The sequence below is a fragment of the Actinomycetes bacterium genome, assembly GCA_022599915.1.
Lineage (GTDB): Bacteria > Actinomycetota > Actinomycetes > S36-B12.
The window spans coordinates 43,125-57,739 of sequence record JAHZLH010000016.1; the positions used below are offsets into that span (position 1 = coordinate 43,125).

A 14,615-nucleotide genomic window follows, 5' to 3' on the forward strand; every position below is an offset into this window, starting at 1 on the left:
TCAAGTGCGCGTCGCCATGGTGAAGACGCTGAGTGGCATTGCGATCGTGCGGTTGAGGTAACGACTGGCAGGCAGTTAGGTTCTATTCATGGTTTCGCTTCCCACCAAGGATTCATTCGTTGCTCACCTCGACGCGGTGAATGGTTTACTCGAGCCGCACGGCGAATTCGCGCAAGCCCAGAACCGTACCCATTCGTTCGCGGTACTTGCTGGCGCCTACGTCAACTCCTTTCATGCCGGAATTGCCCGCGTGCTGGCGAAACGCACCATTGCTGGCGTTGACCCACTGAAACGCACTGAACAAACCATGGAAATCCTCGACGAGGTCGAGTTCGGCGAGACTGCTACTGCGGTGTCAGCGGCGGAACGACTCTGGCGACTTCATGCCCATGCCACCGCCACCATGGATGATGGCACCCCAGTCGCTGCAACTGACACCGACTTGCTGGCGGTTGCCCTCATGACTGGTTTTCGCACTACCGCTGCTCTACGAGTGTTGACCCACCCCGCACGCACCAAGAGCATCGCGGCGCATGTGCAGGACCACTTCGAAGCCTACTGGCCAGAACGAGCCGGGATGATGGCCGCCGTCGGCATTCCACAGGGGTATCTACCTGACGACCCGATCGCCGCACAGCAGTGGTGGGCTGATCAGATCCAGCACAACTTGATCGCAAACGCCGAGCATCAAAGCCTGGAAACAATCCTGGACCAGTTCACCAGCAAGGCGTCCGACGAGTTATCTGACAAAGGCAAGCGATTGCTCGACAAGCATCTCGTCTCCGGTGTCGTAACTCGTGAGGTCGTAACGATCGCCTACTACTCAGCACCCGAGTTTCTGCAGCCCATCGCCTTTCCGCAGGGCCCACCCCAGTTCGGTCGTACCGAGCTCCTGACGTTACCGGCCGCCAACCGAATGGCCCCAGAGTGGTTGTCTGGCGGGATTCCCCGGGAATGCCCGCAAGCGAACCGCGTAATGACGCACCTAGCCGAGGAAGAATAGCCAGCAGCAGCCCACACCTAGGCGCCGTTCGCTTCGCTGGTTACGCGACCTTGTCTTCGGACATCTGTTCCAAACTGAGGCCCTTGGTCTCCTTTACGTATCGCAAAACGTAGAAGAACGAGATGAAGGCGCCGACGGTAAAGAGACCGTAGGCCAGCCCCAGCGAAATACTGACGAGCCCAGGGAACGACTCCGACACGATGAAGTTCGCGATCCAGTTGGCCATCACGCCGACGGACATCGCGGCTGCGCGAATCTTGTTGGGGAACATCTCGCCCAACAAGACCCAAACAATCGGACCCCAGGTGGCGGCGAAGAAGGCCACATACAGGTTCAACATGATCACCGCGATGGGCCCGGCACTGCCTTCCAGCACCGGATCGCCATCGCTACCCGTCGGCGCACTGGTGAATACGAAGGTGAGAATGCTCAGCGTGACGAACATGCCGGCCGAGCCCACCAAAAGCAGTGGTCTGCGACCTACTCGGTCAATCAGGGCGATTGCCACCAGCGTGAAGATGACGTTGACTATCGAAATAATCGTGGAAGTGAAGAAGGCTTCCGTTTCTGCGAAACCTACGGAGGTCCAAATCAGGTTCGAGTAGTAGAAGACCGCATTAATACCAACAAACTGCTGCAACACCGCCAAGATGATGCCGATCCAAACGATCGGCAGCAGACCGAACGAGGAGCCCTTGATGTCGGATAGCGACATCTTGTGTTCACCGGCCAGGGAGTCCTCGATGGACTGCACTCGATCGGTGACATCTTCCACGTAGATCTGCTCCAGTACCTCCTTGGCCTCCTCGGAACGATCTTTGGCCACCAAATAGCGCGGTGACTCCGGCAACGTCAGTGACAGAACCCAGAAGATCACGGCTGGCACGATCATGCAGAGGAACATCCACTGCCAGGCTTCCAGCCCGAGTGCGAGTTCATTATTTGCCGCGACCGGTGGCACCTTGGGATCGGTGCCCGGGGCCGCTTCCGGCGGCGCTTCAGGGACCACGTTGATAATGACCTGATTTACCAACTGAGTGGCGAAGATGCCCGACACGATGGCCAGCTGGAACAGCGAAGATAGCCGTCCGCGAAGATGGGCTGGCGCCACTTCGGAGATATACATTGGCGACACCACTGCCGCCAAACCGATCGCGAAGCCGCCGAGAATCCGCCAAAACATGAAGTCGGCCAGGGCAAAGGGAATTGCCTGCCCGATGCCTGCGACGAGGAACAAGATCGCAGCGGTGACCATGATCTTCTTGCGACCGTACTTGTCGGTGAGTCGACCACCGACAAAGGCACCGATCGCGGAACCAATCAGCGCGATCGCTACCGCAAAGCCCTGCATGCCCTCGTTGATGACCTGGAACTGGTAATAGACCGCTTTGTTGGCACCGTTGATAACGGAACTGTCGTATCCGAAGAGGAAGCCACCGAGCGCGGCGATCGCCGCAATGTAGACGACTCGACCGGTGTGCACTTTCGCTGGTGGGGCAGCCACGACCGGTTCGTCGCCGCCTCCTGCAGGTCCGTGAGCCATGACGTCCTCCTTGATCAGCGGCTACCCAGGCGCATCCGCCAATGATTGGAAAGTAGCGGTTTCAACACGCTGAGTCGCGTCTATTCGATCTTCTGGGGCTGTATTTACCGGAAGAACTCATTTCGGCCACTATTCGCGGAATTACACTGCGAAATTTCCATTACAGCGGGTAGTGGGTTGAGAATGGATGTGTGGGAGGACAAGGACTGGATCGGACCCTGCTCGCGATCGTGGCGGTGATCGTGCTCTTTGGCGCGGTTGATGCCTGGGTGATTGGCGAGCCGGATCTGCTGTTGCTGTTTGTGATTGTTTTGTTGCTGACTCTGGTGGTGTTTGTCAGGGCGATGCGGGAGCGCCGGGCGATACGGCTGCGACCGGACTTGGCGCGCTGGCTGCGTAACCGCGGTCGCATGACCGGGGAACCAGCCCATGACTTAGCAGACCGCGCAGTTGCGAACTACCGGCTGCAGTTGGGCGAGAGTCCCGACCAAACCTCTGCTCAGGACCCGCAACGGAAGCCATAGGAGTCGTGATGGGTGTTGGTGAGTCGCCCCTGGTCGTCACATTGACCGGCCAGTCGCTCCCAGTCGCCGACATTGGTGGAAAAGGTGCTTGGCTGGATCGGCTAATCGCTGCTGATCAGCCGGTTCCCGACGTAGCTGTGGTGACAACCGACGCCTATCGACTCACTGCGGCAACTCCTGAGATTGCGGCGTTGGTATCCCGACTCACCTCAGCAACCGAGCAGCCCCCCACTAACCCGGCAGTCGACCAGGCGTTTGCGGCGGTCGCGCTGCCACCGGCAGTCGAGGCTGCACTGCAACTCCTCACCAACCAATTTGCCGGCCAGCGACTCGCAGTGCGTTCTTCGGCCACCGCCGAAGACACCGGAGCATTGTCCTTTGCCGGCCAATACGACTCACTGCTTAACGTCACGCCGGCCGAACTGCCGCAGGCGGTGCGCCAAGTATGGGCATCGCTGTGGCACGAAGCACCACGCGCCTACCGGGCCTTCCACGGCGTCGCCGACACAGCAGCTGCCATGGCCGTGGTGATTATGCCGATGATTCCGGCCCAGCGCGCGGGTGTGGCGTTCACCGTAGATCCGAGCGATGCCGAATACGTTCGAGTGGAAACAGTCACCGGACTAGGTGAGAAGCTCGTGTCCGGACGCGCCACCCCAACGGTGGAACTGCTCCCGCGGTCAGACCTCGCCGAGCGCTCTGGGTCTGCACTCACCTCGCGGGTTGCTGAGTTGGCACTCAGCGTTGAGCGGACTTTCGGAGTACCGCAAGACATCGAATGGGCATGGGATGGCCAACAATTGTTCCTGTTGCAGGCACGCCCCATCACCACCATCGACTCGACCAAAAGTAACGCCCGCCCCAGCCGGCTGACAGTCACGTGGACCACCGCCGGCATCGAGGAAATGTTGCCGGGTGTGCTGCCACCGCTGTTGTGGGACACCACGGCTATGACTCTCGCGGAAGCGTTTCGGTCGTTAGCTGCCCAACTGTCGCCAACACCCGAACTTGTAGCTGACGAGGTACCGGTGTTGCGGCAGTTCCGCGGCCGAGCTGCGGTCAACAAACACTGGCTCGACCGAATCTCCGGGAAGTCCCCCGCAACCGGAGCATCGGAATCCTCTCGTCGGCAGCAACTGCGCTGGACCCGCGTTCGGTCCCGTGCGGCGCGGCAAGCAGAAATCATGCTGGTGGCAACTGATCGAGTGCTACCGGCCAGGGATGACGCCTCGCCAGATGGCTCGCTGACCGGGCTCTTGGCGCAGCGCCACCGCATGTTTGATCTCTTCCAGCGTGCAATGAATGCGGAGGTCGCGACCGCCACCGTCGCGGTCGCCGAGTTCGGTCGGGTTCAACAGTGGCTGTCGCCCTACCTCGGGGACGTAGCATCGCTGCGCTGGGCACAGCGACTCACCAGCGGCAGCGGAACCACTATCTGGGCCGAGTTAGCGGACACCTTCCCCACTGAGCCGCGTGCCCTGTTGGTAGGTGACGTCGAGTGGGACGCCGCTGAGGCGCAGTTGCTTGCCACTAGTGCTGGACAAATCTGGGTGGCTGCGTTCGCGGCAGCAAGTCGGCGGGCCGGCTCGCTGTCCCAACCAGGCGGTGCCACCTGGTCAGACGACCCACAAGCCATGTGGCAGGCCGTGCGAGCAGCCGCGACTAGTACCGCGGGAGCCAACCGTGCCGAACAAGTCCATCAACGTGAGGTTGACTGGGACGTGCTACTCAGCGAGATCGAGGCCAGCCCCACCTGGCGGAAATCACTATTTCCCACTCCGGTGGACCCGCGGTTCTTGCTGCTGCGGCGATTGGTGCTAGATGCCGGCGAATGGCTCCAGCGCCGAGAACACACCAAAGCGGCGGTGCTGGCTCTCGGTGGTGAACTGTATCGCCAGCACCTAGCTATCGGGGAACAACTATCAACTGTTGGTGTGCTCGCTAATGCCGCTGACGTGCTGCTCCTGACGGCCACGGAACTGCGCAATGCGGCCGAGGAACCGGCGGCCTTCCCTACGGCAGCAGTGCTGCAACGCCGGGCAGTGACTGTTCAACAGTGGCAACAGGAGGACCCGTTGCCGGTGTCCTTCGCTGACGATCCTGCGACACATCTAGTGACTGAGCTGACCGACGTCGACGGTGTCATTCGTGGTTGGGGTGCGTCGCCGGGGCAGTACCGCGGCCGGGTAGCAGTCAGAAGCGACCCACATGAAGGGATCGCTACGGGTGATGTCTTGGTCACCACCAACACCGACGCGTCCTGGTCACCAATATTCCTCAAGGCGGGTGCCATCATCGTGGAACGCGGCGGTCCGCTTTCGCACGCCGCCATTGTGGCCCGGGAACTAGGAATCCCGGCCGTGCTCAATGCCACCGGTGCAGTGGCCGCAGCACAGTCCCGTAATGGGGACAATGACGTGATCGCCGAGGTCGACGGCGACTCCGGGGAAGTGCGTTGGCGATGACGTACGAACCACAACAAGCCGTCGTGGTCCCGATCGTGTTGGGGGCCGGGCTGGTGTTCACCTTGCTGATGATGTTGCAGGATTCATTGCGACGACATCTCTCGCAGCGCAACTACGGTCGCCGCCCTGCCATCTACGGCACCACCGCGGCGCGAGCCGCGCAACAGGGATCTGGTGCCGCGCAAGGTCAGCCCACCGGGTTACGCAGCCGCTGGCTGTACTTACTGGTAGCGGTGGGCAGCCTGACATTGGGTATCTATCTGTCTATTGGGGCGTGGGCGAATTTCCTTGGAGCGACTTGGTGGTCGGAGAACATCGCGTGGCTAGCGGTAGTGCTGCAATGTTTCGCTTTGCTGTTCATCGGTCTCGGGGCGCTGCTCCTCCTCACCGCCTGGCGGTACGGTCGCCCGCCCAGTTGGCTGTGGCCACTGCTGGCCAGCACCCCGCTAGGAGCGCGGCCATCTGGGGTTCGACCGCAACCACAGGAACAGCGAATCCGACTCCGACTACTCGGACATCACCACATCACCGATCGCATCGCTGCTGTCGTGCGCGGACTCGCCGTTATCTGGAGTCTGATCGTATTGACCGTGTTCAGTTGGTTGGCCTTCAACGAGCGTATTCCCCAGGCCGAAGGTGGCACCAGCGTCGCCAGTGAGTTGGCCATCGGCTTACAGATCGGAATGCTGATCCTCTTCACGTTGGGAGCGCTGGTTGCTTGGCGGTGGGAATCCGGTGGGGCGGTCATGATGGCAGTGGCTGCGTCGCTGCTCGCATTGCTGGCAAGCGTGCAGTACCCGCCTGAAGTGACGGTCGGAATCCTAATCGCCTTTGGTGCACCGGCGTTCCTGCATTGGTTGGCCTGGCAGCGCGATCATGGGGTGTTCAAGGTCGGCGGGGTAGCCGTGGTCACCGCAATCACCATCACCTTCGTTTGGGGCGGGTCAACCGCTATTGCGGACTACTACTTGGGGCCACAGCACCCGGAGACAGTGGCAGCACCCTTGCCGGATTCACCCGTGCAGTGGATCTGGGCCGGCGGAACAACTGATAACACCACATCCGTGGTGACGTCGGTACCACCTGACTCATCAGTACGTATCGCCATTAGCCAGCGCCCAGATCTCACCGATCCCCAGTATCGCGACGGTCGGGTGCTAGCACTGGCGGATCAGCAGATCGTTCGGGCGCGGTTCGCTGACCTGCGTCCCGACACCCGGTACTACTACGCCGCCGAAGTGAATGGTTCGTTGGATTTGTTCCGTACTGGTGAACTGCGAACGTTTCCCAAGGGGCCGAGTGACTTCACGATGGCAGTGGCGGCGTGCGCACGCACCGGTTCCAACGGAGCGGTCTTTGACAGCATCGCGGCCGAGCAGCCCCTGGTGTACATCAACGCCGGCGATTTGCACTACGCCAACATTGATGGTGATGAGCCGTGGTTGTTTCGGGATGCACTGAACCGCACCCTGTCCAGCACTTCGCAAAGTGCGCTGTATCGGTCAACCTCAACGGCGTATGTCTGGGATGACCACGACTATTCCGGGAATGACGCCAACCAGTTGTCGCGGTCGGCAACTGCTGCTGAAACCGTCTACCGCGAGTTCGTGCCGCACTACCCGCTATCGGCGATTGCGAATCCAAGAGCGATTTATCAGGCGTTCACTGCTGGTCGAGTGCGGGTGTTGCTGACCGACAATCGCGCCACAAGAACGCCTCAGGATGAATCGGATACCCCGAATAAATACATGTTGGGACCAGAACAGGAGCAGTGGTTGACGGCAGAACTTACCGCAGCTGCCGACATTGACGGTGTGGTTGTCTGGGTCAATCCTGACCCGTGGATCGACCCGCCGCAGGAGGGCGGCGACGGTTGGGGTGGTTATACCAACCAGCGCCAGCGGATCGCCAATACTATCGCCGACCTAGGCCTCAACGATCGACTGGTCATGTTAAGTGGCGACGCTCATATGGTGGCGCTCGACGACGGCAGCAACAGCGACTATTCGACGGCACAGGCTGGTGGCTTCCCGGTCCTGCACGCAGCTGCGCTGGACCGAATCGGCGGCTACAAAGGCGGTCCGTACTCCGGTGGCAGTTACCCAGGTGCCGGTCAGTACGGGCTGGTGGACGTCGTTGACGACGGTGGCGATGAAATCGCCGTCACTCTTTCCGGCCATACCTGGCAGGATCAAGTTCTCGTGAGCCAAACGTTCGACCTGCGGGCCACTCCCTAGTTCTAGTTGGGGTGCCGCGTCCCCAAGCCGACCTCTAGAGGTACTGACCAGTATCGCCCACAGTGTCGATTGAGCGACCTTCGTCGTCGCCTTCTTTGCTGCGCACCAGGGTGCGGATAAACACGATCCGCTCCCCCTTCTTGCCAGAGATCCGCGCCCAGTCATCGGGGTTAGTGGTGTTTGGTAGATCCTCATTCTCGCGGAACTCATCCACACAGGCAGTCAGCAGATGCTGCACGCGCACGCCACGTTGTCCGGTGTCGAGCAGATCCTTGATTGCCATCTTCTTGGCTCGCGCCACGATGTTCTCGATCATCGCACCAGAGTTGAAGTCCTTGAAATACAACACCTCTTTGTCGCCATTGGCGTAGGTGACTTCCAAGAATCGATTGTCTTCGTTCTCGGAATACATCCGCTCAACAGCTGCTCGGATCATCGCCGCGCAGGTCGAGACAGGATCGCCGCCGTTTTCGGCGAGGTCCTCGGCATGCAACGGAAGTTCCGGCACCAAGTATTTGCCGAAGATGTCGGCCGCTGCTTGCGCATCTGGCCGCTCAATCTTGATCTTCACGTCAAGACGCCCTGGCCGCAGGATGGCCGGGTCGATCATGTCTTCGCGATTGGAGGCACCAATCACGATGACGTGCTCAAGCCCTTCGACGCCGTCGATCTCGCTCAATAACTGCGGGACGATGGTGTTCTCGACGTCGCTGGACACACCGCTGCCGCGGGTGCGGAACAGGGAATCCATTTCGTCAAAGAACACGATGACCGGCATACCTTCGCTGGCTTTCTCCCGAGCCCGCTGAAACACCAACCGAATGTGGCGCTCGGTTTCCCCGACGTATTTGTTCAGTAGTTCGGGACCTTTGATGTTGAGGAAGTAGGAACGCGCGTCATCCCGACCCTCCACCTCAGCGACCTTCTTCGCCAGCGAACTCGCGACCGCCTTCGCGATCAGCGTCTTGCCGCAGCCGGGTGGCCCGTAGAGCAGGATGCCCTTAGGCGCGGCGAGTTGGTGCTCACTGAATAGATCGGCATGCAGGAACGGAAGTTCCACGGCGTCGCGAATCATTTCGATTTGCTCGCCCAGTCCACCGATGTTGTCGTAGCCGACATCGGGAATTTCCTCTAAGACGAGTTCTTCCACCTCGGCTTTGGGGATCTTCTCCAACACGTAGCCTGATCGAGCGTCCAGCAGTAGCGAGTCACCAGCCCGTAGCTTTTCCTCTTGCAGCGGTTCGGCGAGCCGGACTACTTTTTCGTCGTCGGTACGACCGATTACTAGGACTCGATCCGTCTCCAATCGCTCTTTGAACATCACCACTTCGCCGGAACGCTCGTATTCGCGCACCCCGATGATGTTCAACGAGTCGTTGAGCATGACTTCTTGTCCGGGGCGTAGATCCGCCGCCGAAACGGCGGGACTGGTGACCACGCGCATCTTCCGCCCGGATGCGTTGATATCGACAGTGCCGTCCTCGTTGGCCTGAATGAAGGTGCCGAACCCCGAAGGCGGTTCCGCTAGCCGGTCCACCTCGGCTTTGAGCTGAACGATCTGCTCACGCGCTTCCCGCAGGGTGCTAGCCATCCGTTGGTTGTGCGACTGGCATGCAGCCAGTTCTCTGCGCACCTCGGCCAGACTCTCCGCTTGGCCTGGGTCGTGGTCACCCGGCCCGCGGTAGAAGGGATCTGAACCTGGCATGTTGACCACCTCCTTTGTTCGACCCTACCTACCTGTGGCGGGATCGCCAGTGGATGACGCGAACTCGTGACCGAACTGGACGTTCGATTGTCGGAACAGCCAGGAATCGGACGAAACGGACCTAGATGTGGGGCCTGCTGGGTGGACTAGCCGCTTCCGACGTACGAGAGGGTCACGATTCCGCAGCTGTATTTGTGTTCTCGCCAGAGTCGGTGACGGGATTGGCCGGCACATCGGGTGGTCGGGGGCCGGTGTAATCAGGACCGTAAGCACCGGGTGCCGGCCGGCGGCGGCGAGTCGGTGGCACCACCCCAGGGGCCAGTCGTCGAGTGACCACCAGGAACGCGGTATGACCAATCATTCGGTGATCTGGACGAACTGAGAGCCCTTCCAGGTGCCAGGTGCGCACTAGGGATTCGGTAGCTCGGGGTTCGGTCCAACGGCCATCCGCACGCAGATGTTCCACCCATCGAGACAACTGCGTGGTGGTGGCCACGTACGTCACCAACCGGCCGCCAGGCCGCAACTGGGCCGCCACACTGTCCAGGCACTCCCACGGCGCGAGCATGTCCAAAATGACTGCATCAGCCTCGGCTGTTTCCGGTTCGTGCTCCGCGAGGTCCCCGATCGAGAGCGACCAGTTCGCCGGAGGGCCACCAAACCACCGCTCCACATTGCGTTTAGCGATCTCGGCAAACTCTGGACGAATTTCCACTGAGGTCACCGTGCCGCTCGGCCCAACTGCGTTCAACAAGAAACAGGACAGCGCACCAGAACCTGCACCTGCTTCCACAACCTGCGAGCCGGGCTGAATTCCGGCGAGTCCGACGATGGCGAAAGCATCCTTGGGGTAGATGATCGCCGCCTTGCGACCCATGGACAACACGTAGTCCTCCAGGATCGGCCGCAGCGCCAAGTAGGTCATGCCACCGGCGGACGTCACCGCGCAGCCTTCAGGTTGACCGATGAGGTCGTCGTGATTCACTGCGCCTTTGTGCGAATGAAACACCGCACCTTCGTGCAGGGTGATGGTGTGGTGTCGGCCGCGCGTATCGGTCAACTGCACCAGATTCCCTGCCTGGAATTCGCGATCGCTCATGGCCCCTCCGAGACGAATACCTGATCGGAGTCGATCAGACCCACCAGCGATGGCCGATCTGGATCGCTGTGATCGGCGACAATGACGAAGCGAGCTTGCGAGTCTTCCACGACCTCCAACACGTCCAGCGCAGTTGCGTCAGGTGGCACTTCAGGAAGCGAAGTGATGGTGGTGCACACGGTTCGAGCCAAGGTGGTGTCGCGCGCCTGCTCGGGCACCGCTTCGGCCGCAGCAGCAGCCACTACCCCCACCGGAGCACCATGCTCCCCCAGCACGACAATGTGCCGATCTGGCGTGACAATGGCCAATGCGTCGGCCACACTAGCGGCCGAGTCGAGCATGGCCACCTGTCGCGCAAGTTGTCTGGCAGACACACCACCCAACCGATCGCTTGCTTGGGCGGCTCGCAGTGAGGCAGTAGCACCAGTCCACAACAGCACCCCAAGAATTATTCCGACGGCTGCTAGCGGGAGTGACGGTTGCCGACCTTGACTCAGCGCCAACAGGAACGGTGACAGTGCAATCAGCACGGCAAGTCCCCGACCGATCCAGGCGGCTACCACCGAGCCGGTTCGCTCCGAACCGGTGACCGCCCACACAATCGCTCGCACAATCGCACCGCCGTCAAGTGGACTTCCCGGCAGCAGGTTGAAGATGCCCACCAGCAGGTTGGCGGAGGTCAGTGCGAGCAGCAGGTCGTTGATCACCCCAGGAGGCGTCACCACGATGCCAGCCCACCCCAAGGCAGCAACCGCCAAGGTAGCGACCGGACCAGCAGCAGCGACCGCTGCTTCGCGCGCTGGCGTGTGGTCGCGAGTGGTGCGGAACGTCGTGAACCCTCCCATCGCCCACAGCGTGATTCCAGTGACCCGGTAGCCGAAGAGCCGAGCAGTCACGGCGTGTGCGAGTTCGTGAAGCAAGATGGAGACCATCAGCAGCACCCCGAAAGCGACAGCTAGCCCAATCTGGCCCAACCCGGAGGCGGAGGCGGCAAACTCGGGGAACCAGAGTGCGGCGATTATTCCTATTCCGATAAGCGCGTTCCAGGGCACATGGACGTCGAAACCACCGAGCGCAAAACGCCAACCGCCGGATTGCGACGTGGCAGCGTGAGCGATGGACACCTCCCCATCCTAGGGCGATCGCCCAGTTACGCCGCCGGGGTGGCGCATGACGGCAATGTCGGGGCGGGGGCTTACGGTGGGGACATGGTTCAGGTGGACGCCACAAAGCAGGGTTCTGGCGAGACGATGACGGCTGCAGTTGCAAGCACTGAACTGCCGGAGCGGCCCCTCGCTTCACTGTCACCCAGCCGGGCAGCCGATTTCATGTCCTGCCCGCAGCTGTACCAGTTCCGCAGTATCGACGCCCTACCGGAACCCCCCGGCCGAGAAGCTGTTCGCGGCACACTGGTGCACGCGGTGCTGGAGCAACTGTTCGACCTGCCAGCAGCTGATCGAGCCCCAGAGGCTGCGACCAACTTATTGCCCGGTGTCTGGCAGCAGGCGATTGCCGATCAGCCAGAGTTGCCTGGGCTGTTGTTTGGCGGCGAAGAAGCGTGGCAGCGTTGGCTGACTGAGGAAACGGTCACCGAGCATGATCCGCAGGAGGCCGAGAAGTTTCTCGCCGAATGTGCTGACTTCGTTTCCCGATATTTCTCGTTGGAAGATCCCACCCGGCTCGACCCGGCAGAGCGGGAGATGCGACTCACTGTGGAACTGCCGTCGGGTTTGGTGTTGCGTGGCATCGTTGATCGACTCGATCGTGCCCCCACTGGAGCGATCCGGGTGGTGGACTACAAAACCGGCCGTTCCCCTGGTGCTGGCTGGGAAGCCAAAGCGCTATTCCAGATGAAGTTCTACGGGCTGATGTTGTGGCGGCTGACTGGTGAGGTACCAGCGCGACTGCAACTGCTGTATCTCGGGAACCAGGAACGACTAGCGATTGACCCAACCGCCGCTGACTTGCTCGCCACCGAAAAGAAGGTGGAGGCGGTGTGGGCAGCGATCAGCCGTGCCACCGAGACCGGGGTGTGGCAGCCTAAGCGGTCGAAACTGTGTAACTGGTGTTCCTTTCAGCAGATTTGCCCAGCCTGGGCAGACGAGCAGGAGTGACCGCAGCGAGCAGCTGGTGAGTGAGACCTAGTTGTTAACTGGGCTGGGTCGAGTTCGGCATCCAGCGAACTAGGATGAAGCATGCGATTTCTGGTGGTAGTGGCAACGGCAGCGTTGGTCGCACTGGCCGGCTGCAGTAGCAGCGATAGTGCGACCGACGAACCCAACCAAAGCGACAGCGGCAACCTTGCCGACTTGGCGATCACCATCTTCGACGGCGAAAAACCCAATGACGACAACAAAAAGTCACCCAAGCCCACCCCCTCGGCCTCCTACACTTTGACCTGCGAACCGATTGGTGGTGATCACCCATCTTCGGATAACGCCTGTGCCTTTTTGGCGGATGCTGCTGCAGCCGGGACGGATCCGTTCGCACCAGTGCCGGATAACTCCGCGTGCACCCGCATCTACGGTGGGCCGCAAACCGCCACCGTCACCGGGACCTGGCAAGGTCAAGACATCGACGCCCAGTTCAACCTGCAAGGCGGTTGTGAGATCGATCGCTGGCAAACCGCCGCACCAGTCCTAGGTGAACCGTCCGGCGAGTTTCCTACTGCCAGTGATCCCATCACCACGCCGCAGTAGTGCTCGGACATCACGACCTGCGTGCTAGCTGGGCAGATAGTGATCTGTTCGTGACTAGTACATCGAAAATCCGCGACATAGGTTTGTCTGATTGGATGATCCACGTCATAGGATGAAGCATGAAATCCGTGACGGTCCTGGGCCTTGTGCTCCTGCTCGCCGTAGCTGGCTGCAGCAGCAATGGTGGCGATGACGAGACTCCTCGGCCACTACCGTCGGCCGACCAAAAGACCGAGTTGACCGTGGTCGTATCCGACGGTGAAGGAAACGACGAGACCTTCACCATTAAATGCGACCCCGCCGACGGCACCCATCCGCGTCCCGAGTCCGCGTGTGAGTTCCTGGAACTGGCGGCGAAGTGGGGAGAAGATCCGTTCGCGCCAGTTCCGGAAGATGCGGTGTGCACGCAGATCTACGGTGGTCCGGAAACCGCCACAGTCACTGGGGTGTGGCTGGGCCGTGACATCGATGCCACCTTCAGTCGCGAGAACGGCTGCGAGATCGACCGCTGGGACAACGCAGTGGCGCTGTTGGCTGTGCGCGGTGATCAAGATCCTGGTGGCATCCAGCCGTAGTTGCGTCGGCTACGGGCACCCACTGAAGCGCCACTGGCTTATCGGTTAGTAATACTGCTGAGCCAACCACGCTACGTCCACACCCTCTAGGCCAGCCACCACCACCCGTCGGGGTGCGGGTCGAATCTCGGCCATATGTTCGATGACGACGACGAACGCACCGGCAGCATTGGCCGACGTCGAGCCGGTCGGTGAGTCTTCGATTGCCACGCACGTATGTGGGTCAACTCCTAATAGTTCGCTGGCCCGTTGATATGGCAGCGGGTCCGGCTTGTGCCGCTCCACATCACCAGCGTGCACGGTGACATCGAACCAATGGTGGCCGATGGCATCTAACACCAGCGTCATCATGTCCCCCGTTGACGAGGTCACCAGCGCTGTTGGGAGGTCATGATCGCGAACCTGCTGCAGTAACTCGGCAACGCCCGGCTGCGGCCCTGGTGGATCATCGCGCAAATTAGCCAGCATTAACTCCGAGAACCGCGCAGCCAGCGACTGTGGCGGTGGGGCTGGTTGTCCGGTGGCTGCCACCAGATCAGACATGTAGCGGGTGACCCGACCCGAAGATCCCCCTAGGCAATGCGCCTGATCCGCGTGAGTCCACACCACCCCGTATTCAGCCATGATGGCTTGTTCGGCGCGCTGCCACATCGGTTCAGTGTCGACGAGGGTGCCATCCATATCGAACAGCACGCCAGTGAACGGCAAGCCTGCATGGGTCATGGCGGCAGTCTTGCGTATTACCGCGCTGCGTGCCCGATCAGC

At 60.9% G+C, this 14,615-nt stretch carries 12 protein-coding genes; 7 read left to right on the top strand and 5 right to left on the bottom strand.

Annotation, left to right across the window (positions count from 1 at the left end; translation table 11 throughout):
* Positions 1 to 88 precede the first annotated feature (88 nt).
* Positions 89 to 1,003, top strand: a complete 915-nt coding sequence (locus K0U62_02640) for a DUF2236 domain-containing protein (GenBank protein MCH9800416.1) — start codon at positions 89 to 91, stop codon at positions 1,001 to 1,003.
* 40 nt (positions 1,004 to 1,043) lie between these two features.
* Here K0U62_02640 and K0U62_02645 read toward each other — a convergent pair whose 3' ends face one another.
* Positions 1,044 to 2,546, bottom strand: coding sequence for a sugar porter family MFS transporter (locus K0U62_02645; GenBank protein MCH9800417.1), 1,503 nt, complete (start codon positions 2,544 to 2,546; stop codon positions 1,044 to 1,046).
* A gap of 191 nt (positions 2,547 to 2,737) precedes the next feature.
* Between K0U62_02645 and K0U62_02650 the strand changes: the two genes are divergently transcribed.
* From K0U62_02650 to K0U62_02660, 3 genes are read left to right on the top strand one after another with little or no spacing between them, the layout of a single operon-like run.
* Positions 2,738 to 3,070 (top strand): hypothetical protein, encoded by a 333-nt coding sequence (locus tag K0U62_02650; GenBank protein MCH9800418.1) that lies wholly within the window; start codon positions 2,738 to 2,740, stop codon positions 3,068 to 3,070.
* A gap of 8 nt (positions 3,071 to 3,078) precedes the next feature.
* Positions 3,079 to 5,535, top strand: a complete 2,457-nt coding sequence (locus tag K0U62_02655) for a hypothetical protein (protein ID MCH9800419.1) — start codon at positions 3,079 to 3,081, stop codon at positions 5,533 to 5,535.
* On the top strand, positions 5,532 to 7,772 hold the full coding sequence (locus tag K0U62_02660) for an alkaline phosphatase D family protein (protein ID MCH9800420.1): 2,241 nt from the start codon (positions 5,532 to 5,534) through the stop codon (positions 7,770 to 7,772). Before K0U62_02655 ends, K0U62_02660 begins: the two co-directional genes overlap by 4 nt.
* A 34-nt stretch (positions 7,773 to 7,806) precedes the next feature.
* Here the strand turns inward: K0U62_02660 and arc are convergent, their stop codons facing one another.
* From arc to K0U62_02675, 3 genes are all read right to left on the bottom strand, one after another.
* A complete protein-coding gene (gene arc, locus K0U62_02665) occupies positions 7,807 to 9,477 on the bottom strand; it encodes a proteasome ATPase (GenBank protein MCH9800421.1) in 1,671 nt (556 codons plus the stop codon).
* A 172-nt stretch (positions 9,478 to 9,649) separates the two neighbouring features.
* Positions 9,650 to 10,576, bottom strand: coding sequence for a tRNA (adenine-N1)-methyltransferase (locus K0U62_02670; protein MCH9800422.1), 927 nt, complete (start codon positions 10,574 to 10,576; stop codon positions 9,650 to 9,652).
* Entirely contained in the window at positions 10,573 to 11,700 is a 1,128-nt protein-coding gene (locus K0U62_02675) for a site-2 protease family protein (GenBank protein ID MCH9800423.1), read from the bottom strand. Before K0U62_02675 ends, K0U62_02670 begins: the two co-directional genes overlap by 4 nt.
* A gap of 126 nt (positions 11,701 to 11,826) precedes the next feature.
* Between K0U62_02675 and K0U62_02680 the strand changes: the two genes are divergently transcribed.
* The 3 genes from K0U62_02680 to K0U62_02690 all read left to right on the top strand — a co-directional run bounded on the left by K0U62_02680 (position 11,827) and on the right by K0U62_02690 (position 13,850).
* Positions 11,827 to 12,690 (top strand): PD-(D/E)XK nuclease family protein, encoded by an 864-nt coding sequence (locus K0U62_02680; GenBank protein ID MCH9800424.1) that lies wholly within the window; start codon positions 11,827 to 11,829, stop codon positions 12,688 to 12,690.
* A gap of 81 nt (positions 12,691 to 12,771) precedes the next feature.
* Entirely contained in the window at positions 12,772 to 13,275 is a 504-nt protein-coding gene (locus K0U62_02685; protein MCH9800425.1) for a hypothetical protein, read from the top strand.
* Between the two features lie 119 nt (positions 13,276 to 13,394).
* Positions 13,395 to 13,850: a subtilase-type protease inhibitor gene (locus K0U62_02690; GenBank protein MCH9800426.1), complete on the top strand. Its 456-nt coding sequence runs from the start codon at positions 13,395 to 13,397 to the stop codon at positions 13,848 to 13,850.
* 45 nt (positions 13,851 to 13,895) lie between these two features.
* Here K0U62_02690 and K0U62_02695 read toward each other — a convergent pair whose 3' ends face one another.
* Entirely contained in the window at positions 13,896 to 14,573 is a 678-nt protein-coding gene (locus K0U62_02695) for an HAD family phosphatase (protein ID MCH9800427.1), read from the bottom strand.
* Positions 14,574 to 14,615 lie beyond the last annotated feature (42 nt).

Coding starts and splice junctions, on each gene's coding strand:
- K0U62_02680 (MCH9800424.1), top strand. CDS start 11,827: ATGACGGCTGCAGTTGCAAGCACTGAACTGCCGGAGCGGCCCCTCGCT.
- arc (MCH9800421.1), bottom strand. CDS start 9,477: ATGCCAGGTTCAGATCCCTTCTACCGCGGGCCGGGTGACCACGACCCA.
- K0U62_02655 (MCH9800419.1), top strand. CDS start 3,079: ATGGGTGTTGGTGAGTCGCCCCTGGTCGTCACATTGACCGGCCAGTCG.
- K0U62_02645 (MCH9800417.1), bottom strand. CDS start 2,546: ATGGCTCACGGACCTGCAGGAGGCGGCGACGAACCGGTCGTGGCTGCC.
- K0U62_02660 (MCH9800420.1), top strand. CDS start 5,532: ATGACGTACGAACCACAACAAGCCGTCGTGGTCCCGATCGTGTTGGGG.
- K0U62_02690 (MCH9800426.1), top strand. CDS start 13,395: ATGAAATCCGTGACGGTCCTGGGCCTTGTGCTCCTGCTCGCCGTAGCT.
- K0U62_02640 (MCH9800416.1), top strand. CDS start 89: ATGGTTTCGCTTCCCACCAAGGATTCATTCGTTGCTCACCTCGACGCG.
- K0U62_02685 (MCH9800425.1), top strand. CDS start 12,772: ATGCGATTTCTGGTGGTAGTGGCAACGGCAGCGTTGGTCGCACTGGCC.
- K0U62_02695 (MCH9800427.1), bottom strand. CDS start 14,573: ATGACCCATGCAGGCTTGCCGTTCACTGGCGTGCTGTTCGATATGGAT.
- K0U62_02670 (MCH9800422.1), bottom strand. CDS start 10,576: ATGAGCGATCGCGAATTCCAGGCAGGGAATCTGGTGCAGTTGACCGAT.